The sequence below is a fragment of the Bradyrhizobium forestalis genome (assembly GCF_002795245.1).
Lineage (GTDB): Bacteria > Pseudomonadota > Alphaproteobacteria > Rhizobiales > Xanthobacteraceae > Bradyrhizobium > Bradyrhizobium forestalis.
Genome location: NZ_PGVG01000002.1, coordinates 1 through 22,503, shown reverse-complemented (window position 1 = coordinate 22,503; position 22,503 = coordinate 1). Strand labels below are relative to the sequence as shown.

At 63.1% G+C, this 22,503-nt stretch carries 30 protein-coding genes and 1 tRNA gene; 9 read left to right on the top strand and 22 right to left on the bottom strand.

Annotated elements, in window-relative coordinates:
• Window positions 1–60 precede the first annotated feature (60 nt).
• Genes CVM73_RS02435 through CVM73_RS02420 form a run of 4 tightly spaced genes read right to left on the bottom strand, consistent with a single transcriptional unit; the run spans window position 61 to window position 5,784 of the window.
• Entirely contained in the window at window positions 61–972 is a 912-nt protein-coding gene (locus CVM73_RS02435) for a hydroxymethylglutaryl-CoA lyase (protein WP_100230437.1), read from the bottom strand.
• A 1-nt stretch (window position 973) separates the two neighbouring features.
• Window positions 974–2,977: an acetyl/propionyl/methylcrotonyl-CoA carboxylase subunit alpha gene (locus CVM73_RS02430; protein ID WP_167406578.1), complete on the bottom strand. Its 2,004-nt coding sequence runs from the start codon at window positions 2,975–2,977 to the stop codon at window positions 974–976.
• Window positions 2,978–2,981: 4 nt separating this feature from the next.
• Window positions 2,982–4,586, bottom strand: coding sequence for a carboxyl transferase domain-containing protein (locus tag CVM73_RS02425; protein ID WP_100230435.1), 1,605 nt, complete (start codon window positions 4,584–4,586; stop codon window positions 2,982–2,984).
• A gap of 25 nt (window positions 4,587–4,611) precedes the next feature.
• Window positions 4,612–5,784: an isovaleryl-CoA dehydrogenase gene (locus CVM73_RS02420; RefSeq protein ID WP_167406577.1), complete on the bottom strand. Its 1,173-nt coding sequence runs from the start codon at window positions 5,782–5,784 to the stop codon at window positions 4,612–4,614.
• A 111-nt stretch (window positions 5,785–5,895) separates the two neighbouring features.
• Here CVM73_RS02420 and CVM73_RS02415 point away from each other — a divergent pair, with 111 nt between their 5' ends.
• A complete protein-coding gene (locus CVM73_RS02415) occupies window positions 5,896–6,924 on the top strand; it encodes an AraC family transcriptional regulator (RefSeq protein WP_100230434.1) in 1,029 nt (342 codons plus the stop codon).
• Window positions 6,925–6,936: 12 nt separating this feature from the next.
• Here CVM73_RS02415 and CVM73_RS02410 read toward each other — a convergent pair whose 3' ends face one another.
• The 4 genes from CVM73_RS02410 to CVM73_RS02395 form a co-directional block, all read right to left on the bottom strand.
• Complete coding sequence (locus CVM73_RS02410; protein WP_100230433.1) at window positions 6,937–8,322, bottom strand: TIR domain-containing protein; 1,386 nt, start codon at window positions 8,320–8,322, stop codon at window positions 6,937–6,939.
• Between the two features lie 261 nt (window positions 8,323–8,583).
• A complete protein-coding gene (locus CVM73_RS02405) occupies window positions 8,584–8,883 on the bottom strand; it encodes a DUF3551 domain-containing protein (RefSeq protein WP_100230432.1) in 300 nt (99 codons plus the stop codon).
• Between the two features lie 222 nt (window positions 8,884–9,105).
• Window positions 9,106–9,600 (bottom strand): Lrp/AsnC family transcriptional regulator, encoded by a 495-nt coding sequence (locus CVM73_RS02400; RefSeq protein ID WP_100230431.1) that lies wholly within the window; start codon window positions 9,598–9,600, stop codon window positions 9,106–9,108.
• A gap of 281 nt (window positions 9,601–9,881) precedes the next feature.
• Window positions 9,882–10,187, bottom strand: a complete 306-nt coding sequence (locus CVM73_RS02395) for an ETC complex I subunit (protein WP_100230430.1) — start codon at window positions 10,185–10,187, stop codon at window positions 9,882–9,884.
• 259 nt (window positions 10,188–10,446) lie between these two features.
• Here CVM73_RS02395 and CVM73_RS02390 point away from each other — a divergent pair, with 259 nt between their 5' ends.
• Window positions 10,447–11,619 (top strand): OpgC domain-containing protein, encoded by a 1,173-nt coding sequence (locus CVM73_RS02390; protein WP_100230429.1) that lies wholly within the window; start codon window positions 10,447–10,449, stop codon window positions 11,617–11,619.
• A gap of 12 nt (window positions 11,620–11,631) precedes the next feature.
• Here the strand turns inward: CVM73_RS02390 and CVM73_RS02385 are convergent, their stop codons facing one another.
• The gene (locus CVM73_RS02385; RefSeq protein WP_100230428.1) at window positions 11,632–11,826 is read right to left on the bottom strand and encodes a hypothetical protein; all 195 of its coding nucleotides are present in this window, start codon (window positions 11,824–11,826) and stop codon (window positions 11,632–11,634) included.
• A 343-nt stretch (window positions 11,827–12,169) separates the two neighbouring features.
• On the opposite strand from CVM73_RS02385, the gene CVM73_RS39950 reads away from it, so the two are divergent.
• Window positions 12,170–12,328, top strand: coding sequence for a hypothetical protein (locus CVM73_RS39950; protein WP_167406576.1), 159 nt, complete (start codon window positions 12,170–12,172; stop codon window positions 12,326–12,328).
• Window positions 12,329–12,632: 304 nt separating this feature from the next.
• Here CVM73_RS39950 and CVM73_RS02380 read toward each other — a convergent pair.
• From CVM73_RS02380 to CVM73_RS02365, 4 genes are all read right to left on the bottom strand, one after another.
• Window positions 12,633–12,709 (bottom strand) — tRNA-Pro (locus tag CVM73_RS02380).
• A gap of 116 nt (window positions 12,710–12,825) precedes the next feature.
• A complete protein-coding gene (locus tag CVM73_RS02375) occupies window positions 12,826–13,317 on the bottom strand; it encodes a DUF192 domain-containing protein (protein ID WP_100230427.1) in 492 nt (163 codons plus the stop codon).
• 143 nt (window positions 13,318–13,460) lie between these two features.
• Window positions 13,461–14,123 (bottom strand): cold-shock protein, encoded by a 663-nt coding sequence (locus CVM73_RS02370; RefSeq protein ID WP_167406575.1) that lies wholly within the window; start codon window positions 14,121–14,123, stop codon window positions 13,461–13,463.
• A gap of 198 nt (window positions 14,124–14,321) precedes the next feature.
• Window positions 14,322–15,083: an SIR2 family NAD-dependent protein deacylase gene (locus tag CVM73_RS02365; RefSeq protein WP_100230425.1), complete on the bottom strand. Its 762-nt coding sequence runs from the start codon at window positions 15,081–15,083 to the stop codon at window positions 14,322–14,324.
• Window positions 15,084–15,335: 252 nt separating this feature from the next.
• On the opposite strand from CVM73_RS02365, the gene CVM73_RS39945 reads away from it, so the two are divergent.
• On the top strand, window positions 15,336–15,500 hold the full coding sequence (locus CVM73_RS39945) for a hypothetical protein (protein WP_162832225.1): 165 nt from the start codon (window positions 15,336–15,338) through the stop codon (window positions 15,498–15,500).
• 78 nt (window positions 15,501–15,578) lie between these two features.
• Here CVM73_RS39945 and CVM73_RS02360 read toward each other — a convergent pair whose 3' ends face one another.
• A complete protein-coding gene (locus tag CVM73_RS02360) occupies window positions 15,579–15,869 on the bottom strand; it encodes a hypothetical protein (protein ID WP_100230424.1) in 291 nt (96 codons plus the stop codon).
• A gap of 268 nt (window positions 15,870–16,137) precedes the next feature.
• Between CVM73_RS02360 and CVM73_RS02355 the strand changes: the two genes are divergently transcribed.
• A complete protein-coding gene (locus CVM73_RS02355) occupies window positions 16,138–16,332 on the top strand; it encodes a hypothetical protein (protein ID WP_245452196.1) in 195 nt (64 codons plus the stop codon).
• Between the two features lie 82 nt (window positions 16,333–16,414).
• Window positions 16,415–16,540, top strand: a complete 126-nt coding sequence (locus CVM73_RS41455) for a hypothetical protein (RefSeq protein WP_100230423.1) — start codon at window positions 16,415–16,417, stop codon at window positions 16,538–16,540.
• On the opposite strand, the gene CVM73_RS02345 is transcribed toward CVM73_RS41455, so the two are convergent.
• Entirely contained in the window at window positions 16,537–16,734 is a 198-nt protein-coding gene (locus CVM73_RS02345) for a hypothetical protein (RefSeq protein WP_100230422.1), read from the bottom strand. The two genes, CVM73_RS41455 and CVM73_RS02345, sit on opposite strands and share 4 nt — an antisense overlap.
• Before the next feature lie 626 nt (window positions 16,735–17,360).
• Window positions 17,361–17,495, bottom strand: coding sequence for a hypothetical protein (locus CVM73_RS41450; RefSeq protein ID WP_283809884.1), 135 nt, complete (start codon window positions 17,493–17,495; stop codon window positions 17,361–17,363).
• Window positions 17,496–17,951: 456 nt separating this feature from the next.
• Between CVM73_RS41450 and CVM73_RS39625 the strand changes: the two genes are divergently transcribed.
• Window positions 17,952–18,122, top strand: a complete 171-nt coding sequence (locus CVM73_RS39625) for a hypothetical protein (protein WP_158237532.1) — start codon at window positions 17,952–17,954, stop codon at window positions 18,120–18,122.
• A 48-nt stretch (window positions 18,123–18,170) separates the two neighbouring features.
• Here CVM73_RS39625 and CVM73_RS02330 read toward each other — a convergent pair whose 3' ends face one another.
• Complete coding sequence (locus tag CVM73_RS02330) at window positions 18,171–18,467, bottom strand: HU family DNA-binding protein (protein ID WP_008558895.1); 297 nt, start codon at window positions 18,465–18,467, stop codon at window positions 18,171–18,173.
• 410 nt (window positions 18,468–18,877) lie between these two features.
• Between CVM73_RS02330 and CVM73_RS02325 the strand changes: the two genes are divergently transcribed.
• On the top strand, window positions 18,878–19,180 hold the full coding sequence (locus tag CVM73_RS02325) for a hypothetical protein (protein ID WP_100230418.1): 303 nt from the start codon (window positions 18,878–18,880) through the stop codon (window positions 19,178–19,180).
• A gap of 48 nt (window positions 19,181–19,228) precedes the next feature.
• On the opposite strand, the gene CVM73_RS02320 is transcribed toward CVM73_RS02325, so the two are convergent.
• The 3 genes from CVM73_RS02320 to CVM73_RS02310 all read right to left on the bottom strand — a co-directional run bounded on the left by CVM73_RS02320 (window position 19,229) and on the right by CVM73_RS02310 (window position 20,170).
• On the bottom strand, window positions 19,229–19,435 hold the full coding sequence (locus CVM73_RS02320) for a hypothetical protein (RefSeq protein WP_100230417.1): 207 nt from the start codon (window positions 19,433–19,435) through the stop codon (window positions 19,229–19,231).
• Window positions 19,436–19,754: 319 nt separating this feature from the next.
• Window positions 19,755–19,979 carry a hypothetical protein gene (locus CVM73_RS02315; RefSeq protein WP_100230777.1) on the bottom strand — a complete coding sequence of 75 codons (225 nt, stop codon included), beginning with the start codon at window positions 19,977–19,979 and terminating at the stop codon, window positions 19,755–19,757.
• Window positions 19,976–20,170 (bottom strand): hypothetical protein, encoded by a 195-nt coding sequence (locus tag CVM73_RS02310; RefSeq protein ID WP_245452195.1) that lies wholly within the window; start codon window positions 20,168–20,170, stop codon window positions 19,976–19,978. Before CVM73_RS02310 ends, CVM73_RS02315 begins: the two co-directional genes overlap by 4 nt.
• Before the next feature lie 315 nt (window positions 20,171–20,485).
• On the opposite strand from CVM73_RS02310, the gene CVM73_RS39620 reads away from it, so the two are divergent.
• The gene (locus CVM73_RS39620) at window positions 20,486–20,638 is read left to right on the top strand and encodes a hypothetical protein (protein ID WP_158237531.1); all 153 of its coding nucleotides are present in this window, start codon (window positions 20,486–20,488) and stop codon (window positions 20,636–20,638) included.
• Window positions 20,639–20,719: 81 nt separating this feature from the next.
• On the opposite strand, the gene CVM73_RS02305 is transcribed toward CVM73_RS39620, so the two are convergent.
• Together CVM73_RS02305 and CVM73_RS02295 are read right to left on the bottom strand one after the other, a co-directional pair.
• On the bottom strand, window positions 20,720–21,295 hold the full coding sequence (locus CVM73_RS02305; RefSeq protein ID WP_100230415.1) for a Fic/DOC family protein: 576 nt from the start codon (window positions 21,293–21,295) through the stop codon (window positions 20,720–20,722).
• 675 nt (window positions 21,296–21,970) lie between these two features.
• Window positions 21,971–22,309, bottom strand: a complete 339-nt coding sequence (locus CVM73_RS02295) for a hypothetical protein (RefSeq protein ID WP_100230413.1) — start codon at window positions 22,307–22,309, stop codon at window positions 21,971–21,973.
• Window positions 22,310–22,503 lie beyond the last annotated feature (194 nt).

The following is a 22,503-nucleotide window of genomic DNA, read 5'->3' as shown; positions in this document are numbered from 1 at the left end:
TGGTGGGTTACGCCCTGCGATTGCGCTTCGCGCAGTCGCAGGGCTAACCCACCCTACAGGCTACGAAGCCGCCCGCTTCTTCTTCGCATTCAACGCCGATGCCACGCGGCTCACCGGCGGCTTGCCCAGCACGACGCTCATCTCGTTCGTCGCAACCAGCAGCTTATCCATATCGACGCCGGTCCTGATGCCCATGCCTTCCAGCATGTAGACGACATCTTCGGTCGCGACGTTACCCGTCGCGCCCGGCGCGTAGGGACAGCCGCCGAGCCCGCCGGCAGCGGAGTCGATGCCCCGCACGCCCTCCTCCATCCCCGCATAGAGATTGGCCAACGCCTGGCCGTAGGTGTCGTGGAAATGCATCGCGAGCCTAGCCGGAGGGATGCTGGCGGCAACCGCGCGCAGCATCTCCTTCGCCTTAACGGGCGTGCCGACGCCGATGGTGTCGCCGAGCGAGATTTCGTAGCAGCCGAGCTCCCACAGCGTCTTCGCAAGGTCGGCGACTGCCTTCGGCTTGATCTCACCGTCGAACGGACAGCCCAGCACGCAAGAGATATAGCCGCGCACTTTCACTCCATCGGCCTTGGCGCGCGCCAGCACGGGCTTGAACCGCTCGATGGACTCCGCAATCGTGCAGTTGATGTTCGCCCGCGAAAAGCCTTCCGAGGCTGCCGCGAACACGGAGACCACTTTGGCGCCGGCGGCGCGCGCGGCATCATAGCCCTTCTCGTTCGGCACCAGCACGTGGAATTCGGCGTCCTTCACATGCGCGACGCCGCGCAGCACGGCGTCCGAGCTTGCCATCTGCGGGATCGCCTTGGGCGAGACGAAGGCGCCGACCTCGACCGTATGCAGCCCGGCCGCGACCAGCGCCTCGACGAACGCGATGCGCGCCTCGACGCTGACGGGCGTCTTCTCGTTCTGGAGGCCGTCGCGCGGCCCCATCTCGATGATGCGGACCTGATCGCTCATGTCACTCTCCGGAAGCCTCAACCACGGCGAGCTCGACGCCCTCCTGCACGATATCGCCGACCTTGCACTTGATCGACGTCAGCACGCCGGCGTACGGCGCACGCAGCGTCTGCTCCATCTTCATCACTTCGAGCGTGAGGATCGGCGCGCCCTTGTCGAGCTTCGCCCCCTCCTCGGCCAGCACGGCAACCACAGTGCCGGGCAGCGGCGCTGCGATCTTGTCTTCGCCGACATGCTCCTCGGTCTCGCCGCCGAACGGATCCACCCAGTGCAGGTCGAAGCGGCCATTGCGCGTGCGCAAATACAGTTCATGACCGCCGATCACAGCCGCGACGGACGATTTGACGCCGTCGAGCGTGAGATCGAACCCGCCGTCCTTCGCCGCGATCGTGAAGGCGAGCTCGCGCTCGCCGATCACCAGGGTGGACGGCCCGCTGCCATAGTTCAGGGAGATCTTCTGCTCGGGTCCGTGCCCGACGCGGAACGCAAAATTGCGCTGGCGGCGGCCGACCGGCTGCCAGCCAAAGGTCTGCCAGGGCGAATTCGCCTGGCGACGTGCGGCCTGTTGCTCCTCGCTCACGATTGCGGCGACCGCGGCGCAGAGCTCGAGCTCTCCGGGTGCCGGCGCCGCGGCGGTCAGCACCGCCAGCTCACGCTCGATGAAGCCGGTGTCGACCGCGTTCGTCCGCACCTTCGGATGCGTCATCAGCGCCGACAGGAACGGGATGTTGGTGACGATGCCGCGAACGTCGGTCTCTTCCAGCCCGCGGTTGAGCCGCTCGATCGCGACGTCCCGCGTCGGCGCCCAGGCGATCATCTTGGCGAGCATCGCATCGTAGTAAGGCGAGACCGCATCGCCCTCGCGATAGCCGGCGTCGATGCGCAAGCCGCCGGTCTCGGCCGGCAGCCGCCAGGTCGAGATCTTCCCGACCGACGGCATGAAGTTCTTGGTCGGGTTCTCGGCGTAGACGCGGGCCTCGACGGCGTGACCGTTGAGCCGGATCTCGTCCTGCTTGAGCGGCAGCGCCTCGCCGAAGGCGACGCGCAGCTGCCATTCGACGAGGTCGATGCCCGTTATCAGCTCGGTTACGGGATGCTCGACCTGCAGGCGCGTGTTCATCTCGATGAAGAACACGTCCTTGCCATCGGAGACGAACTCGATGGTGCCGGCGCCGACATAATTGACCGCGCCGGCGGCCTTGCGCGCGGCGGCGCAGACCGTTTCGCGCTGGGCGGCATTGAGCGTCGGCGACGGCGCCTCCTCGATCACCTTCTGGTGCCGGCGCTGCAACGTGCATTCGCGCTCGAACAGCGAGAGCAGATTGCCGTGGCTGTCGCCGATAATCTGCACCTCGATGTGCCGGGGATTGTCGACATATTTTTCGATCAACATGCGGTCATCGCCGAACGCGGCCAGGGCCTCGCGCTTGGCGCTGACGATCGCGGGTCCAAGCTCGGCGGCCGAGCGGACGATGCGCATGCCGCGGCCGCCGCCGCCGGCGGAGGCTTTCACCAGGATGGGAAAGCCGATCTTGTCGGCCGCCTTCGACAGCGTCGCCTCGTCCTGGGCCTCACCGTGATAGCCGGGCACCAGCGGCACGCCCGCCTTTTCCATCAGCTCCTTCGAGCCGGATTTCGAGCCCATCGCCGTCATCATCCCGGCGGTCGGGCCGACGAAGACCAGACCCGCATCGAAGCAGGCCCGCGCGAAATCGGCATTCTCGGACAGGAAGCCGTAGCCGGGGTGCACGGCCTCCGCGCCGGTCTTGCGCGCGGCCTCGATCAGCCGCTCGACATTGAGATAGCTGTCGCGGGCGCGTGCGGGCCCGAGCAGCACGGCCTCATCCGCGAGCGCGACATGCATCGCGTCGCGATCGGCCTCGGAATAGACCGCGACCGTGCGCAAGCCCATGGCGCGGGCGGTGCGGATAACGCGGCAGGCGATCTCGCCACGGTTGGCGATCAGGAGCGTGTGAAAACGGCGGTAGAGCTTCGAGCGGTCCATCGCATCACATCCTGAACAGGCCGAATTTCGTCGGCTCGATCGGGGCATTCGACGCCGCCGAGAGGCCAAGCCCGAGCACGAGCCGCGTATCAGCCGGGTCGATCACGCCGTCGTCCCAGAGACGCGCGGTCGCGTAATAGGGGTGCCCCTGGCTCTCATATTGCGCGCGGATGGGCTCGCGGAATTTGTCTTCCTCTTCCCTGGACCAGCTATCGCCCTTGGCCTCGATATTGTCGCGGCGGACCTGGCTCAGCACCATCGAGGCCTGCTCGCCGCCCATCACCGAGATGCGCGCGTTCGGCCACATCCACAGGAAGCGCGGCGCGTAGGCGCGGCCGCACATGCCGTAATTGCCGGCGCCGTAGGAGCCGCCGATCACGACGGTGAATTTCGGCACCGAGGCGGTCGCAACCGCCGTCACCAGCTTGGCGCCGTCACGCGCGATGCCGCCGGCTTCGTATTTCTTGCCGACCATGAAGCCGGTGATGTTCTGCAGGAACACCAGGGGAATGCCACGCTGGCAGCACAGCTCGATGAAATGCGCGCCCTTCAGCGAGCTCTCGCTGAACAGGATGCCGTTGTTGGCGATGATGCCGACCGGATAGCCCCAGATATGGGCGAAGCCGCACACCAGTGTCGTGCCATAGAGCTTCTTGAACTCGTCGAACTCGGAGCCGTCCACGACGCGAGCGATGATGTCGCGCACGTCGAACGGCTTGCGGCCGTCGACGGGCACCACGCCATAGATCTCCTCCGCCGCGAACAGCGGCTCGCGCGGCGGATGCATGTTGAGATTCGGCCGCGTGGAAGGCTTGAGCGTGCCGACGATACGCCGGGCGATGCCGATCGCATGCGCGTCGTTCTGGGCATAGTGATCGGTCACGCCGGACTGCCGCGAATGCACGTCGGCGCCGCCGAGCTCCTCCGCGCTCACCACCTCGCCGGTCGCGGCCTTCACCAGCGGCGGACCGCCGAGGAAGATGGTGCCCTGATTGCGCACGATGATGCTCTCGTCCGACATCGCCGGCACATAGGCGCCGCCGGCGGTGCAGGAGCCCATCACGATCGCGATCTGCGGTATGCCTTGTGAGGACATCTGCGCCTGGTTGTAGAAGATGCGGCCGAAGTGGCGCTCGTCCGGGAAGATCTCGTCCTGGAGCGGCAGGAAGGCGCCGCCGGAATCGACCATGTAGACGCAGGGAAGATTGTTCTGCCGCGCGATGTCCTGGGCGCGCAGATGCTTCTTCACGGTCATCGGATAGTATGTGCCGCCCTTGATGGTGGCGTCGTTGGCGACGATCACGCATTCGCGCCCTGAAATGCGCCCTACCCCCGTGATGACGCTCGCCGAATGCACGTCGCCGCCATAGAGGCCGTAGGCCGCTAGCGGCGACAGCTCCAGGAACGAGGTGCCGGGATCGACCAAGAGGTCGACGCGCTCGCGTGCCAGCATCTTGCCGCGCGAAGTGTGGCGGTTACGCGAGGCCTCGCCGCCGCCGCCGGCGACCTGGCTGAGCTTTTCGCGCAAGTCCGCGACGAGGCCGCGCATGGCCTCGGCATTGCGCGCAAAATCCGACGAAGAAGCATCGATGCTGGAATGGAGCGGCATGGTGATTCCAATTGAGGTGAAGGAGTTAAGCCGTCTCGGCCATCAGCTCGCGGCCGATCAGCATGCGGCGGACCTCCGAGGTGCCGGCGCCGATCTCGTACAGCTTGGCATCGCGCCAGAGACGCCCCACAGGGAATTCGCTGGTGTAGCCGACCCCGCCGAGCGCCTGGATTGCTTCTCCCGCCATCCACGTCGCCTTTTCTGCGGAATACAGGATCGCAGCCGCCGCGTCCTTGCGCAGCGTGCGCGCGTGGTCGGCGCGGTCGCAGGCGCGCCCCACCGCATAGACATAGGCGCGCGTGGCCTGCCAGGTCGAATACATGTCGGCGAGCTTGCCCTGCATCAGCTGGAAATCGCCGATCGGCTGGCCGAACTGCTTGCGCTCGTGCATGTAGGGCACGACAGCGTCCATGCAGGCCGCCATGATCCCGAGCGGGCCGCCTGAGAGCACCGCGCGCTCATAATCGAGGCCGGACATCAGCACCTTGACACCTTCGCCCACCTTGCCGAGCACGTTCTCCTCCGGCACCTCGCACTCGTCGAAGAACAGCGGATAGGTGTTGGAGCCGCGCATGCCGAGCTTGTCGAGATGCTGGCCATGGGTGAAGCCCTTGAAGCCCTTCTCGACGAGGAATGCGGTCATGCCGCGCGGGCCGGCCTCCGGATCGGTCTTGGCGTAGACCACGAGCACGTCGGCGTCGCCGCCATTGGTGATCCACATCTTGGAGCCGTTGAGCACGTAGCGGTCGCCGCGCTTGTCGGCGCGCAGCTTCATCGAGACCACGTCGGAGCCGGCGCCGGGCTCGGACATCGCGAGCGCGCCGACATACTCGCCGGAGATCAGCTTGGGCAGATAGCGCTGGCGCTGCGCGTCGTTGCCGTTGCGGCGGATCTGGTTGACGCAGAGGTTGGAATGGGCGCCGTAGGACAGGCCCACGGCCGCCGAGCCGCGCGAGATCTCCTCCATGGCGACGACATGGGCGAGATAGCCCATGTTGGAGCCGCCATATTGCTCCGGCGCGGTCATGCCGAGCAGGCCAAGGTCGCCGAAGCGCTTCCAGAGGTCTGCGGGGAAAAGATTAGCCTTCTCGATCGCGGCGGCGCGCGGGGTGATCTCAGCCTCCACGAAGGAGCGAAGCGTGTCGCGCAGCAGGCTGATGTCTTCGCCCAGATCGAAATCGATGCTCGGGATGTTCAAGGCGATTCCTCCGTGTTTTGGGGTCCGAACCTAGCCCGGTCCCGGCCCTGTTGCGGTCGAAAAGGTTGCATTTTCTGCCAAACTTGGCGAGGATTTTCCAAGGGAAATCCGATGCCTTTTCAAGCCGCCACCGCAATCCCGCGCCGCGCCGTGACCCCGGCCGCCTTCGTCCGCGGCGTGGTCGCCGCTTATGAGCGATACGGCCGCGATCCCGCGGCGGCGCTGAGCCGGGGCCAGGTCGCGCCGGAGCTGGTCAATTCTCCGGATGGGCGGGTCACCGCCGCCCAGTTCGAGGCGCTGGCGGACCATGCCATGCGCGAGCTCGACGACGAGGCGCTCGGCTGGTTCTCGCGCCGGCTGCCATGGGGCACCTATGGCATGCTGTGCCGGGCCTCGATCACCGCACCGACGCTGGAGATCGCGCTCAAGCGTTGGTGCCGGCATCACCGCCTCGTCACCGAGGATGTGCTGCTCGATCTCGAGGTTGGCGAAGAGGCGGCCGTCGTGTCGATCCGTGAGCTGCGCGACCTCGGGCCGGTCCGCGAGTTTTGCCTCGTCACCTTGTTCCGCTACGTGCTCGGCTTCTCGTGTTGGGCTGTCGACTCCCAGATCGCACTCCGCGCGGCTGAGTTCCCCTATCCGGAGCCCGGCCACGTCTCGGTCTATCCAACCATCTTTTGCAGAAACGTCCGCTTCGATGTGGCCCATGCCCGCATCGTCTTCGACAAGCATTATCTCTCGCTGCCGCTGACCCGCAGCGCCGCCGATCTCGACAACATGCTCAAGGGCGCGCTCCGGCTGACCGTGCTGCCCTATCGGCGCGACCGGCTGCTGGTCGAGCGCGTCCGCCGCGTGCTGCGCAACGCGCGCGGGCGGGTCCTCGGTGCCGAGGACGTCGCGAGCGAGCTCGCACTCTCCACCCGCACCATGCATCGCCGCCTGCGCGAGGAGTCCACCTCGCTGCGCGATCTCAAGGAAGAAGCAAAATTCGAACTGGCAAAACAGGAGCTGATGCGTGGCCGCACCCCGATCAAACGCATCGCGGAGATCGCCGGCTTCCGCAACGAGAAGAGCTTTTCGCGTGCCTTCCGCAGCTGGACCGGCACAAGCCCGCGCGAGTTTCGCGGCCGGTATCGGTGAGGCGCGCGGGCGTCACGCCGCCGTCTTGATATCCGGACCGGTCAGCGCCTTGACGGCGTCTTCGAGCGCCTTGGCATTGTCGGTCAATTCCTGCTCGGATCGCTTCATCATCTGTGCGACGCGCGCGCAACTCCGCGACAGGAACTCGATGTTGAGCAGCCGCATGGCCTTGAGGACCGTGCGGTAACGTTCGACGTCCGAACCGACAAGGCCCGGCCGAATGACGGTCTTTCCGTCGCTCGACAGCCCCAGCGATCTGTACATCTCGCGGGCCAGGATCGGCCAGTAGTCCAGCAGACGCGACATCTTCTCGCATTCGACCTCGTCGAATGCCGCCAGAAAATCCTCGGTGCTGATATTGCCGCGTGTCCGCGATTCAACCGTCAGATCCTCGATCACGCGCGGGATCTGCTGGATCCGGCGCTCGCGCTCGTCGGACGATTGCGCGTCGAAATCGGCAGGGAATTTCTGGATGATCTCGGACCTGAACCGGTAGCCCATGCGGATGGCGGTCAATAGCGAGAGCTGCTTGCTCGACAATCCGGTCAGTGGCCCGCCGACCTCCTCGATCGCCAGGAATTCGCAGCGGTAATCGCCATCACCCTGGACACGAGCTCGGTGCAGCAAGGTCCGGTAGCGCCGGCCGCCGCGCCCGATCAGAACGGCCTGCGGCGCAACGAATTCGTTCTCGCGTGCCGCAAGCAATATCTGCGCGGTTTCCTCGAGCCATTTGTAGACGAAGTTCTGCCTTCCAGTTTCGGTATTTGCCAGCCTCTGGACCTTGCACCAGGGTACGGACTGCGCCTGGATGGTGAAGAGATCGCCGAGCACATTGTCGTCGCCGGTGAACTGGGCCGCAGGTGGAATCTGCCCCTGGGCGAGTTCGGCGTCGCACGCCACGAAATGCACGCGCGGATAGCCGTCGAATTCGCGGATCTCGCTGAACAGACTGCTCTCCAGCTTGCCGACCAGCCCGCGCAACTCGTTGGCATCGACGTCGATGGCGTTCCTCTCGAAGATGCCGATCAACTCCTTGATGAGTTGATCCTTGCTCGTCAGCATCTGCAGATGGCTGAGCGGACCCGGCGCGTTCACGTTCGGGCGGATCACACAGAAGATCCGGCGATCGGTAGCTGCCGGTTTTGCGGCGACAAAATATCCGGCTTCATAAAAGCACCAGGACCAGTCCTCATAGGGCGCGCCGTAAAGCAGAAACAGGCTTTGCGCCGTACGAAGATGATGCTCGATAGAGGGCCGCCATTCATTGCCGCGCGGGATGTCCTCCGAAATGAAGACATCGATTTGTCCGTGCGAAGCGGTTTCGATGACCTTCTTCATCGCACGGGCTATCCGGCCGTATTCAGACCGGTGGCTGATGAAAATCGGGTTGGGAGCCATGACGCGCTTCCCCAGGGTTCAATCCGGCCCGTCTACAACTCGGGCGATGGAAAGCATGGACCCGCGCGGATCGCCACTCTGTGAGGCAGTTCACACGGCCGCGTCTAATTTTGGGCCGGCGTACCTCCCCTTATGCATCGCCAGCGGCCGAGGCTTGCGATGAGACATGCGGCACCCCGATGTCGCGCGCCTCATGAATTTACGGCCCCCGAGATAAACCCCGGAGGCCGCAAAATTCAAAACCGGTCTCGAATTCAGGCGTCACTTGGCGTTGGTCTGGCCGCCCGAGCGAAGCTTGCCGCGTGACTGGGTCTGCTTCGGCTGGAAGGCGAATGCGTCGTTATTGGTCTTCGCGCCACCGGCCTGCGAGCAGATGCCGCCGATGCCGCCGGCGGCCTGGCGGCAGGCTTCCATCGTCGGATAGCCGCAGCCGTGAGCGGCCTGCGCGCCGTTGGTGATGCAGAAGTCATCGGCCTTGGCAGCCGGTGCGGTCATCATGAGAAACGCAGATCCAAACAGCGCCGCAGCCGATGCGACGAACGTCCTCGAAATCGATGTCATGGTGTCTTTTCCTGCTTCAGGGTCCCACAAAAGGGTCCTCGGCGTGCCCGGCACGCTGAGGGTCACGCCTGGCATCTAGGCGGGCCCGGGAAACCGACAATCACGGCTCAGCGCATTGCAGGACTTCGCAAATCACATGTCACAGTTAGGTGATTGACTCATGTATTATGACAATCCAGATTGCGTGAAATGCCGGTTTGTCCGCGTGGGAATGTTCGGATCCTATCCCGCCGGCGCCGCCGCGGCGAGATCCTGCAACGGCAGCGGCACATCCTTTGCGACGCCCAGCACGGGGAAGCTGCGGACGTTCCTTACGTTCGGCATCGCGGCGAAATGCAGGAGCTGCTGGCGCATGCTCTCGACACTCGGTGCCACGCATTTGAGGAGATAGTCGGTGTCGCCCGAAATCCGCCAGCACTGCTGGATGCGCGGGATCGCGGCGATCGAGCTCTCGAACGCCTCCAGCACCGGCTGGGCCTGACTGCCGAGCTGGATCGAGACGAACGACACCACTTCAAAACCGAGCCGTCGCTCGTCGATGACGGCGCGCACCGCCCGGATCACGCCGCGGCTGAACAGCGACTTCAGCCGCCGCGGGCAGTTCGGCGCGGACACGCCGCCGCGCAGCGCCAGCTCGTTGTTGCGCACCCGCCCGTCTTGCTGCAGTTCGGACAGTATCTTCAGGTCGACGCCGTCGAGCTGGTCACGCCCCGCCATACCCCCCCTCGCCCATGAGCTTGTCATGGGAGGCAGCGAAGCACGGGGCGAAATCGCTGCCAAGGGTGGTCAGGACGGTGGGGGAGGCTTGGCGGAGCCTGAGCTAGCGCCTCGTCCTCGTCCTTCGAGACGACCGCTCCGCGGTCTCCGCTCAGGATAAGGCTGAGCGGCATCCTTGCCTGTGGAATTGCTGCCGCGCCCGTGGTCCTCATCCTGAGGGCCCGCCAAAGGCGGGCGTCTCGGCCGCAAGGATACAGCCCTCAAAGGCGATTAGCCGCCCCTCAGTGCGTCCAGGGCTCGCCGCGGCGGAACGAGAAATTGTCGGCATAGGCGGCAGGCCGGCGGATCGATTCCTGCGGCTCGATCACCTGGTAGGCGATGCCCTTGCGCTCGCAATAGGCGATCGCCTCTTCCTTGCTGTGGAAGCGCAGCGTGATCTGCTGCTTCATGTCGCTCGACGAGGTCCAGCCCATCAGCGGCTCGACCGATCGCGGCAGCTCCGGCTCGTAGTCAAGCTGCCATTCCTTGGTCTTGGACCGGCCGGATTGCATCGCGTTCTTGGCAGGCTTGAAAATGCGTGCGGTCATGGCTGGTCCGGGCCTCTTCGTCTTTTCGTTCGATTTCGATGCGTCACGGTGGCAGTTGGTTGGTGGAAATCTCGGGGATAGTATAGAGACACCGATTGGGAACTGATCGGTGATTCCGGCCCCCGGGCACCCTCACCAACGGTATAGTCATTATGCTGCACCGTGACAATTGCGTACCCGCCTCCCGCGCCGGCATCCCGCCCGGCGGCACTGTTTCGCCGATATCAGCGTCTTTGTCCTCTTCGAGAGCCCCCGTCGCATGGCCTTCCTGAACATCAACGCCACGCTCCCTGAAAAGGGCCGTGACCTCAGGCTCGACCTGTTTCGCGGTGTCGCGAACTGGGCGATCTTTCTCGACCATATCCCCGACAACGTCGTGAACTGGATCACGACCCGCAACTACGGCTTTTCCGACGCGGCCGATCTGTTCGTCTTCATCTCCGGCTATACCGCCTCCTTCGTCTATGCGCGGATGATGCTGGAGCGCGGCTTCATCGTCGGCGCCACGCGGCTGACCAAGCGGGTCTGGCAGCTGTATGTCGCCCACATCATCCTGTTCGTGATCTACATCGCCTCGATCAGCTATCTGGCGCTGCGCTTCGGCGATTCCGAGATGATCAACGAGTTCAACGTCGCCGGCCTCGTCGACAACGCCACCGAGACGCTGCGCCAGGGCCTGTTCCTGCGCTTCAAGCCGCTCAATCTCGACGTGCTGCCGCTGTACATCGTGCTGATGGGCCTGTTTCCGCCGGTGCTGTGGTTCATGCTGCGCAAGCCCGATTTGACGATGGCGCTGTCGATCGTGCTGTGGCTCGCGGCGCGCCACTTCGGCTGGAACCTGAACGCCTATCCGGCCGGCCAGTGGTACTTCAACCCTTATTGCTGGCAGGTGCTGTTCGTGTTCGGCGCCTGGTGCGCCATGGGCGGGGCTCGGCGCTCGATGACGCTGATCAATTCGCCGGTCACCCTGTGGGTCTGCCTCGGTTATCTCCTGTTCGCGCTGGTCATGACTATGGCCGGCCGCTTCCCCGCCGTCGGCGGCATGTTCCCGGAATGGCTGTTCTCGGCCTTCAACCCCAATGACAAGACCAACCTTGCGCCGTACCGCTTCCTGCATTTCGTGGTGATCGTGATCCTGGTGATCCGGTTCGTGCCGAAGGAGTGGCCGGGGCTGGAGTGGAGGGTGTTCGATCCCTTGATCGTCTGTGGCCAGCAGTCGCTCGCCGTGTTCTGCGTCGGCGTGTTCCTGTCCTTCGTCGGCCATTTCGAGCTGTCGATGAGCTCGGGCTCGCTGCTCGCGCAGATCTTCGTCAGCGTCGCCGGCATCGCGATCATGACGACGGTGGCCTATTACATCTCGTGGTCGAAGAAGCAGGACAAGCCGCTGAAGCCGCCACCGGCAAAGCCGGCTGCGGAGGCGAAGGCTGCTTGAGACAGGCGGTAGCTACGCCGCCTCTTCGCCGTCGAACTCGGTGAATTTCTTGTAGATCCAGTCGCGGCCGTCGTGGCGGCGCCAGACCTTGCCGACCACGAACTGCCCATTGATGGAGCGGCGCGGCACGATCACTGTCCAGAGATGCCAGATCTCGGTCCAGCTCGACTGCGGGCCGACGGCCTTGAGATTGCGATCAAGAGACATGGGCAGAACTCGCTGGGGCAGAACTCGCTGGCGCAGAACTCAACTGATACGCGCGCCGCGACGAACCGTGATCTGTGGTCGCACAGATGAAGGGCAGCCCATCGCGGGCCGGGACCGACCTGATAACAGCCACCCAAACGACCGCAACAGCCGCTCGCCCTTAACCTAACCGATCAACCTTACTTCTTGGGTCGGCGCGATCGGTTGAAAGCCGGCGCCGGCTTTTCTAGAATGCATGTGATTTGAGAACGAGCGCGCTGTTTCGGCGCACGGTGATTTCTAGACTGAACTTTGCAAGCAATCGGACGTTTGGAAACAATTGGTTTGCGGGGGGACAACAATAATGAAACTGCAATGTGCGCGTCTGCGCCTCGCGCTCCGAATGGTGCCGCCCGCGCCGATGGTGAGAACGCCGTCACAGGAGCCGCCGCAAGCCGCCAACGACAACCAGGCGGTCTGGTCGTTCGTCCCGTTTCCGCCCGGCTGGCACGCGTCGAACTGACCAGTGCGGCTGGAAAAGCGCAACGCCGCGCAAGCGGAGTATCATCGCTTGGCGGCGTCCGTTTAGACATTGGGCGCTGAAATCCCCAACACAGATTTGTCTATGGCGACGCCCGAAGGTTCGATAGGACTTTGCTGATGCCGCAAGGAGCGGGCGGCAGGACGTTCCCTCGGCCGCGGGGGCGTTTCTGCCCCTCGCCTCGCAACCTATCCCCGAACTCATTGTCGGTTGGATGATGTCTTGAGGACCAGCGCCTCCAGGGACGAGCGCCCCAAGGAATCGGAAGTGGCCTCAACCTCGGGACTGGTCGGGGCAGCTGGATTCGAACCAACGACCTGCAGTACCCAAAACTGCCGCGCTACCAGGCTGCGCTATACCCCGAATGTCCGGCGAGCCCTGTCGATACACGCTTCCCAGAGCGCCAGCAAGCTTCCAAAGCCGCCGGCAAGCTTCCCAAAACGCTGGGCAAGGCCGGCAATCGCCCGGGCCCGCCCGTCCTATTTGCTGCCGAACAGGGGGTGGCCGACGCGGTCACCAGGGCGGATGCCGTACTTCTGCGCCGTTCCCGCCACCACCTCCAGCACGGCCCGGGCGGGCCCCCGGGACGAGATGATCTTCGTCGACAACGGCTCGGTGTTCTCGGCGATGCGCAGGATGCGGCCGTCAGCGCGGATGAAGATCATGTCGAGCGAGACATAAGTGTTCTTCATCCACATCGACACTTCCTGCTCGGGATTGAAGTCGAACAGCATGCCTTTGCCGTCGGCCAATTCCTTGCGATACATCAGGCCGGTCTGCTTCTCCTCCTCGGTCGTCGCCATTTCCACCGAGAACACCTGCACGCCGTTCTTGGTGACGATCTCGAGCGGCTGGAAGCTGGCGGCGCCGACCGGCGCGCTCGTGACGGCAAGGCCGATGACGATGACGACGAGGATGGCGGCAAGCCAGCCCTTCGCAACGGACCAGACGGCCTTTCGATCAAGATTCATGGGAGACACTCGCGGCGTGGAACTGGGCCAGTCCTTACGCGGCGGCCGCCGGAAAAGGAAGAGGCGCCCCGGCCGGCCGGCGCGCCTCAATTGCTCACGATTGCGGGATTCGCGCGTCATCCGAACGCGCGCCTCATCGCGCCTTAGTGCGACTGCAGTCCCGGCGATCCGGTCTCGGGATGGATCTCGGCGGCCATCATGCCCTTGGAGCCGGGCCCGAAGCGGACCAGGACATACTGGCCCGGCCTGAGTTCGGTCATGCCGAAACGGCGCAGCGTCTCCATGTGCACGAAGATGTCCGGCGTGCCCTCGCCGCAGGTCAGGAAGCCGAAGCCGCGCAGCCGGTTGAACCATTTGACCTGGGCTCGTTCCAGCCCACTGGTCGGGGTGACCGTGACATGGGTGCGCGGCGGCAGCATCTGCGCCGGATGGATCGCGGTCGACTCGTCCATCGAGACGACGCGGAAGGCCTGGTAACCCTTGGCGCGCTGGATGCACTCGACGACGACGCGAGCGCCTTCATATGCCGTCTGGAAGCCGTCGCGCCTGAGCACGGTGACGTGCAGGAGGACGTCCGGCCAGCCATTGTCGGGAACGATGAAGCCATAGCCTTTGGAGGCGTCGAACCATTTGATGACGCCGTGGACCTCGACGAGATTGGCGCCGGTCTCACCAAGCCCGCTGAACGGACTGAGTGCGCTCTCGCGGCCGGCACCGCCGTGCTCGCCCGGCGTCATTCGCCCGGGCGAAGTGCCCTGCCCGGGAACTCCAAGCTTCTTGGACTCAAATCCGTCCGACGACCCCATAACCCCGGACCCCACACTGCCATGCAACCCGCCACATTGGCGGCGCTCGAATCACGCGTCTTAAGAGAATGTTCTCAATTCGACGCGACGCGAATCTTTCGACTCAAAAGATAACACTCCCGGTTGCGGCGCATAGACAAAAAAGAGATTCGCCGGAACCTATGAACAGCTTGCACAGCCGCGAATCAAACTGATGCCTCAATTGCCGACAAAGGGCCCCAGCGTCTCGCCGATGTCGTGATGGATGACGAGATCGGCAATGTCGTCCTGATCCGTCGGTTCGCGATTGATGATCACCAAACGTGCACCGGCGCGCTTGGCCATCACCGGAAAGCCCGCGGCCGGCCAGACCACGAGCGAGGAACCGATCGCGATGAAGAGATCGCAGGCTTGCGACAGCGCGGTCGCGCGCTGCATCTCGTCGTCCGGCATCATCTGGCCGAAGGAGATCGTGGCGGTCTTCACCGGCTCGTCGCAGGCGGTGCAGTTGGGCGCCGCGCCATCGTCGTCGAAACGGCGCTTCACCCAGTCGAGCTGGTAGGACTGCCCGCATCCGATGCAGCGCGCATAAGTGGTATTTCCATGAAGTTCAATCACGTGTTCGGGCGCAAAGCCCGAGGCCTGGTGCAGATTGTCGATGTTCTGGGTGATGACGGCGGGAACCTTGCCGGCGCGGTAGAGCGAGGCCAGTGCGCGATGGCCGCGGCCGGGCTTGGCCGCCGCGAAGATCTGCTCCATCGCAAAGCGCCGGCGCCAGGATTCGTCCCGCGCCTCCTGGCTCGCAACGAACTCGTCGAACGGGATCGGGCGGTTACGCGTCCAAATTCCACCCGGCGAGCGGAAGTCGGGAATGCCGCACTCGGTCGAGATGCCGGCGCCGGTGAACGGTACGATGGCCCTGGCCTCGGCGATCAGGTCGCCGAGGCGCTCGATGCCGCGCTGAAGATCCGATGCGATCAATCACGCCTCCCGACTCGTTTTGCCTGACAGCAACATGCGCAAGCGGCAAGATCGTTGACGCTCTTATCAAGCGCGAACGCAACGCGCCCGGCAATTTTACCCAGCCTTCGCTTATCACAATCCTGCAATGCCTCCTCCCCATTGACGCCCCATTCAGGAGCGCCAATGGATGTGTTGACGCGACTCAACGTGATTGCGGCGGCAGCGCTTGGGTTCAGATGTGCACATACTCAGGTGTAGAGGGGATTTGACATGACCGAAGACGAAGAACGCAAAGCGCGTGAGCGCGACGAGATCGCCGCCCGTGTCGCCGCCTTCCGTGCCACGCAGGAAAAGTTCAAGCGCGAGCGCGAAGAATATTTCGTCTCGACGCTGGAGAACGCCCGCAAGGTCGAGCGGCCATCGCTCTGGCCGTAGGATCGTCGCGCAAGCAAGCGCGAAGCATGCGAATGGAAAAAGCCCGGAGCCTCGCTCCGGGCTTTTCGCTATTGGCGACTACCAATGGCGCCAGTGGTGGTAATGGTGGCGGTAGTACGGTCCGCCATAATAGGCGTAGGGGCCCGGTCCATAATAATAGCTCGGGCCGTCATAATAGCCGTAGCGGGGACCGTAATAGCCATAGGGGTGGGAGGCTGCGACCGCGCCCGCGGTGATCGCGCCGGCGGCAAGGCCGAATGCAAGGCCCGGGCCGATGCCGCGGTGGCGCGCCTCGGCCGGCGCAGGCGCCGCGATTGCGGTCACGCCGACGGCCGCGATGGTGGCCAGAACTGCCAGTGTCTTCTTCATGGTTTCCTCCTTCGCGTCTTGCGGGGATAACCGCGGGCACCTGCGATGGTTGCGCAACCGGCAGGAACCGACCGCGGTCAAAGAATGTCGATGCAGCGGGAACGAAATCGCCGGATGCGGATTGACTCGTTGAGTGCGAGAGCCTCCGCCGTCCGGTAGAGGCAAACAGCACGAAGCCCCGTCAGCATCTCCGCGATGCTGGCGGGGTTTTCAGTTTCACGGGAGCAAATGGCAGCAGACCACAATTGCGCTGACCCGTATCAGCAAGTTGGTTCCCAGATCCGACGATCAGCATGACCGCGAGATCGTCCGTAGCTTCGGTGTCGGCACGCTGCGGCCGCCGTCGACGCCGATGAGCGACCGCGAGCTGGCGCGGGCCATCGCCGAGTTCCTGAAGAAGCAGCCGTCGAGCGAGTCCGTCGCGACCCTCGGCCGCCGCCTCGACCCCTCCTCTTCCGTTTGAGTTTCTTTGCGAGAGCAGGGAACCAGGATTGCGCGCGGACGTTGAGCCCTTCCCACGCCGAGCGGAAGGAAAGACGCCCGACATGCCCGTCTGGCTCGAAGTCTTGCTCAACCTGTCCGGCTATGCCGGCTTCGTGGTGCTCGCCTCGCGCGGCGCCGTCTGGCCGCAAGCGCCGGCCGACGATCGCAGCTGCGGCGAGGAGCGCTAATTGGCGCGCGCCGCTTGGCCCGCCGTGCGCACCAGCCGGTCGGCCTTGACCGCAACGCGCGTGTCCTCGGCCTGCGGTCGCAGCGAGAAGCTGATCACCACGAAAGCGAGACAGAACAGCGTGCCGACGATGGCGACGCGCCGGTAGGTGTGCCGGTCGCCCTGGTAAAAGGACGGCTTTGAAAAAGGTGTCATGGCAAAATGCTTCTTGGCAAAGTCGTTTCTTGCTTGTCTTTGCCGGACACCTACTCCAACCCGCGGCAGGCGCAACGCGATTGGGCTTTTAACCTAACCGGATAGGGTTATCGGCATCCGTGCAAGCTGTCGTTAGGCAGACCAGAGGCGGCACCTCTGCCGCAAGGAGCGGTGAAAGACCGACCGGCTCTCGTTCCAGCTTCGATTCCATTTCGTTCTCGAAGAACGAATCGGAATCGTAGAAATCGGCGCGGAGCAGTTCTTAACAAACGCTTTTGCCGCCTCGATCAGACCGGCCTGCTTCCGTGCCGCTCCCCTCGCCTCATTGCTTTCGGAGAAGACAGCGGCGGGACTGGGCCGGGCATCGCGCCGTCTCGTTCTGACACGCGCGGCCGCATCGCAGCCGGGAGGCGCAACTTGTTCTGCATCCGACTCCATTTCGTTCTCGAGGAACGAATCGGAGTCGCAAAAATCAGTGCGGAGCGATTCCTAACGACTGATGAAAGCGTGTGCGCTTGCACCGTCGGCGGCAGGCCTCCTCGCGGGCAAACTCTGCGGCGGCAAGCAAGCGCGAGCCGTCAGAACGAGGCCGCCCCTGCGCCTTGCCGTGTGTCATCGACGATAGATCAAGCCGCCCGCTTCGGCTTGCCCTTCGAGAAGCATTCGAGGATCTGGATGCGGAGCTCTTCTGCGGCAGGACCCTCGAGCTTCCTGAGCTCGTTCCACAGCCTGATCACTTCGCGCTGCTTTTCGACGGTCATGAGCACCTCCCAATGGTCCAACCAAGGCGGCTCACACTAGAACAAAGAGAGAACAAAAGTCCAGCCCCCTCGGGAGCGATTTTCGCGCTGAACCTTTTCGGCGCAGCAAACACCCATGGAAGCTGGGGATTTCAGCGCCCAGTCACACGGCAGCGCCGCCTGACGAACATACTCCGTCATCGCGGCGCTGTTGCTTTTTGGAAATTCAACTTTAAGTTACGTGCATGCTGACGGCCAGGCGCTGAAATCCCAACGCCGTCAGTGAGAAGAGCCCCGCGCGAAAGCGCGGGGTTTTTCTTGCGAAGCCGGTGATTTGATGAGGGGCGGATTGCGGCGACCGGAACGAGGTCTCGCCTTCCGCATTGACCGTCCGAAATTCAGCGGGCCGGCAACCGCGCAGCGCAGCTGTTCGGCGCGACGGAGGCCCGCACCGCGAGATGCGTCATCGAGGCGCCGATGATCCGCGAGTTCTGCGAGAACGAAATCCCGATCGGTCCTTCGGTCTGCCCGGCTTGCGGGAAGCCGCAGGGCGCGCCCCGACAGAGCGACCGCACGCTGCGGTTTGTCCTGATCGTCGTGGCGGTGTTCGGCATCGCCATAGCCGAGCACCACCTCTTCAGCCATTGATCGTTGCGCCGTCGCGAAAGAGTCCGCCGCAACGACAGCGCCGGCGGCTCAGACGGCGTCCTTCGCCACCTTCAACGGCGAGGCCTTGACCGATTTGCTCGCGGGCTTCGCCGCAAACTGCATCGGCTCCTTGGTGAAGGGATTGATGCCCATGCGGGCTTCGGTCGCCGGCTTGTTCACCACCGACATCTTCACGAAGCCGGGAATGACGAACTCGCCGGATTCGTTGAGCTCCTTGTAGCCGACCGTCGCCATGTACTCGATCACCGACTTCACGTCGTTCTTCGAAAGCTGCGTGCCCTCGGCAATTGCATCGATCAATTGGGTCTTCGTCATCTTCGCCATGTCTGAATTCCTCTGAATGGGGGCGCGCGCAATTGCTGGGGATGCGGCCGGACCGCGGGGGGCACGCTGCTGATTCATGCCAGAAGTCATGAAGTGACCGGGCTTAGAACCCATCGAGGCCGAAAACGCAAGCACGGATGCCCGGCCTGCTGTGAACGATGCCGGACATGCCCGCTTCTTTTGAACCATTCGGCGGCTGACGCGTCTTATGATTGAAGCCCCTAAGCTTCACCCCACCAGAGAACCCCGCTTCCCCCCAGGGCGGGGTTTTCGCTGTTCGAGACTTCCGTTGACCCCACCCGCCGTGTCACCTCCGCGTGAAACCTGTGGCTCCGCAGGCGTTGTTGACGCTTCAGTAACCTAACGCCGCCAAGCTCCAATCAGGTTCGTTGCGTTGGAGTATCCCCACTGTGCTGAATTTTGACGAGCTGCGTGAACTCGCAGCGGATGTTCGTATTTTTGTCGACGTCGCCGAAGACAAGGCCGAAGCGCTCAGGGCCGTCATCGCGGCTTACGACGTGGTGCTGGCGATCTTCCCAACTGAAGAGGGTATGGGCATCCACGTCATCAAAGGCAGCGAGATCCTCGACAGGATTGCGAGATCGCGGACGCATGCGATGTACAGCCACACGGCGATCGCGGTTCCAGACCTTGCACATGCAGAAGCGCTCAAGTTCCTGACGGTGCCTGTCGATCAACGGATTGCGGCCTAGCTCGGCCGCTGGCCAGTCGCTTCAGCGGGCGTTGTCTTGGCGCGCAGGTTAAGCGGTTCGACGCTTCCGTCGCAGGCCGATGCGCGTGCCGGGCAGATTGATGCCGAGCTCGATCGCCCGCGACCTGATCGATGCAATGGGGCGCTTGAGCTTCACGATCATCAGCGTGAGGCTCTTCCCGGTTTCACACATCGATCGAAGCAGCCGATCGTCGTCTTCCGACCAGCGTTCGTGGTTGTAGCTGCGGGCAGCCATGGGCGTTGCCTCTGAGGCCAGTGAGGCGGGGCCAGGCGTGGGGAATGTCAAAGGACCCAGCTTCGCCTTCTCTGAGCGCGGCGGCAGGGCGTCAGTTGAGGGGCGGCTTGTTATGCTGCCGCCTGACGCAGAGATAGGTTTGAGACGCTGCTTTTCAACTGACTTACGGATTTGTAATCGCTGGGCCCGACGTGCCTCGGCTTCGTGTGGAGCGACGAGCAGAGAATGCCTTCCGGACCGGTCCGCTTGGGATGCAGGAAAGACCGACCAGCGGCGGCCCTCGTACGACGCACGAGCAACGATACGAGGGCATGCCCCCTCACGGGATGTCCGCGGCCTTCCGGCTCTCGCCGATCGAAACCGGCTTGTTCAGGAAATACTCGCGGTTGCCTGTCGCGGCTTCCGCGTACTGGTCGATCGCCACGATGATGGCCTGGACGTGGGCATAGCACCACCCTTCCCGCGTCGCCTTGCGGCGAACGTCCTCGAGCGCGGTCAGGAAGGGCGACAAATCCCTCTCATCGTCGAACCATCGCCTGCTCACCACGTCCTCCCGCCGAGCACCCTGCCCTTGTTGTGATGCGGCCCCGCACCCTTCAGCGCGTCGCGCTGGGCGCAGAGACTGTCGACCTTCGCCTCCATCCGCGACAGCAGCGCTTCGGCCGAAGCCGTCCCGATGCCGGCCCGCTGCAGCTGGAGGATCTCCTTCCTCTGCCTGCCGATTTGGATGCGCATCCGTTCGATCTCCCGCCTGACAAAGTCCAGGTCCGGCATGTTCAGCCTCGCGATTTGGAATATGGCCCAATGAGAACAAAAAAGGAACGACGAGTCGAGTCCGACGTTCTACGGACAAGGAGATTTGCGATGGCGGACAACACCCGGAAGGAACCGAAGGACCGGGTTTCCGGAGCCACCCGATGACGGGGGCCGGGCCTCAGGACCCTCGCCGAGCGGGCGCACGTAAAGCCGCCCGAGGACGAGCTGACCAAGGTCGAGGATGATTGCAGGAACCCGAGGCCGTGTGTATGCAAACGAAATTGGGAATCGAACATGTCTTATTTCGTTTGCGCCCGCGACGGTGCCGGGCAGATCATTTTGAAGCGAGACACCAGGGAAGCGGCCGAGAAGAAAGCCGCCGAGCTCCGCGACATGGGCTATTTCGAAGTCGAGATCATCACGAAGGGTGGCGAGGAGGCGGCGTGAGGGAGTGGCGCGTGTAGGCCGAGTTGGCCGTGGATGACCAGGGAAGCCGTCCAACATCCGTGAATTTACCGCAACAACGAATTATGCCCCAACGAGGCGCGCTATGATTTGGGCTAACTCGGTTTCATCCCCGTCAAAACTGGCAATCATGGCGTCAAGCATGGCACCAGGATCGAGCCTTTCAAGATCAAGGGGATGTCCTGCCCGCTCAGCCAGCATGGCAAAGAACGACAATTGAGAGCGCCCGTTTCCTTCGCGGAACGCATGGATGGCATTCAACTCAGCAAGGAAGTGCGCGGCCTTTACTGCGAACTCGGCCGCTGGCAGGTTCTCCAAGAAATGGTCGGCCTTCAATTGCAGAAAAAGCTTCGCCGCCTGGACGTCGATATGTTCAGGAAAGCAAAACGGACTGCCCTGCTTGGATATTCGGACTGTCCGCGGTTTCCCCGCCCATTCGTAGACGTCCTGAAAAAGATGATGATGAACGGCACAGTAGTGGGCGAAGTCCAGTTGGCCTTCAGGCAACGGCTCGGCCGATCGAGCGCTGGAGATTTCGGCTTCGAAATCGTCGAGGTCTTCCTGCTTGCGCAGACCCAGCTTGTTAACAAGAACGGTGGAGTTTTCGTAGGTATAGGGATCGTCAATCGCATCGTACATGCGAATACGCTTAGCCCTTGCGGTAGCTGCGCAAGATCGTACGGCGATACTCCTCCGGCGAGAGGCCCTTGGCCGCCGCTTCGGCGGCCCGTTTTGTCATGGCCGGCTTCAGCCGAATGCCTTCAACAGCGCTTATCTTCGCAAAGCTGGCACGACCAACAACGAAGCCGCCCTTGCCGGTTTTTCCAGTCTGTCGCTTTTGCTTTGGCATCGCTCGAATCTATCACGTTCTTGTCGTTTTGCCATGCCGGCCCTGCCCCAATTTCGTCCCGACGACTCCCCGGGCTGGGCCAGGCTGGGGCATTGCTAGCCGTTGCCCTGCTGACTCTCGGCTTGGCAGACAACGCTCAATTGAGTGCACTCAACTACTCCCACTCCCTTGTGATTAAATGCACTGGCACCGCCAACAAGAGTCGTTCGCTCAGAGATGACCGCTTTCTCGCTCGTATCGAGTGCCAGAGCCAGACCTACAATGATGTGTTCCATTTTCCAAGCGCCAACCGATTCTTGGCGACCTCGTAAGGCCTGTTGAGCAATGGAATCAACAGCATCATCACTCCAGACATGAACTTACGGCGAGCATCGCCCTCTTTGTCGCGTTCAGGCACCAACAGATTGTTGCAGAGATCCCTAACCTTGTCGGTCCGGAACGAAACTTCGACTTGGTGAGCAAACTCATTCCTGACCTTCCGTAAAAATATCGCATTGCCCTACTTCAGCGTCGCTGATGAGGCCGAGCGCGTGGCATCCAGTTATCCGAGTGCTGAATGTTCCGAATGGCGCATTGAACCCGAGAAGGATCCTCTTACTGCTGTCGTTCTCAAGCATGAAGGCGGCAAGAGTATCTGTGAGCACCTTGTCGAGAAAAGACGTTGCCACAAGTGCAACGCCGCGATCGGTCTCGCCCTTAAGCTCTTCGAGTGCAGCGAGAAACCCCTTATAATTAGGGTCCTCCTCCCAGATTTCGTCACGACCAGTTGCATAGGCCTCAACCCAAAAAGGGACTTCACTCATTCGCCACCTCTACAGCTGCGGGCTCCGCGACTTCGGCCTCATGCTTGGCAGACAGTGCCAATTAAGCGCACTGGACTGCACCCCTTAAGTGAGACACGATAATTCCTGTGACAGTGCGGTTGCCACGACGTTATCGTGCCTTGTTTTGCGCGAACGCGGTTTCGAACTCAAGGGGCGACTGATATCCGAGCGCC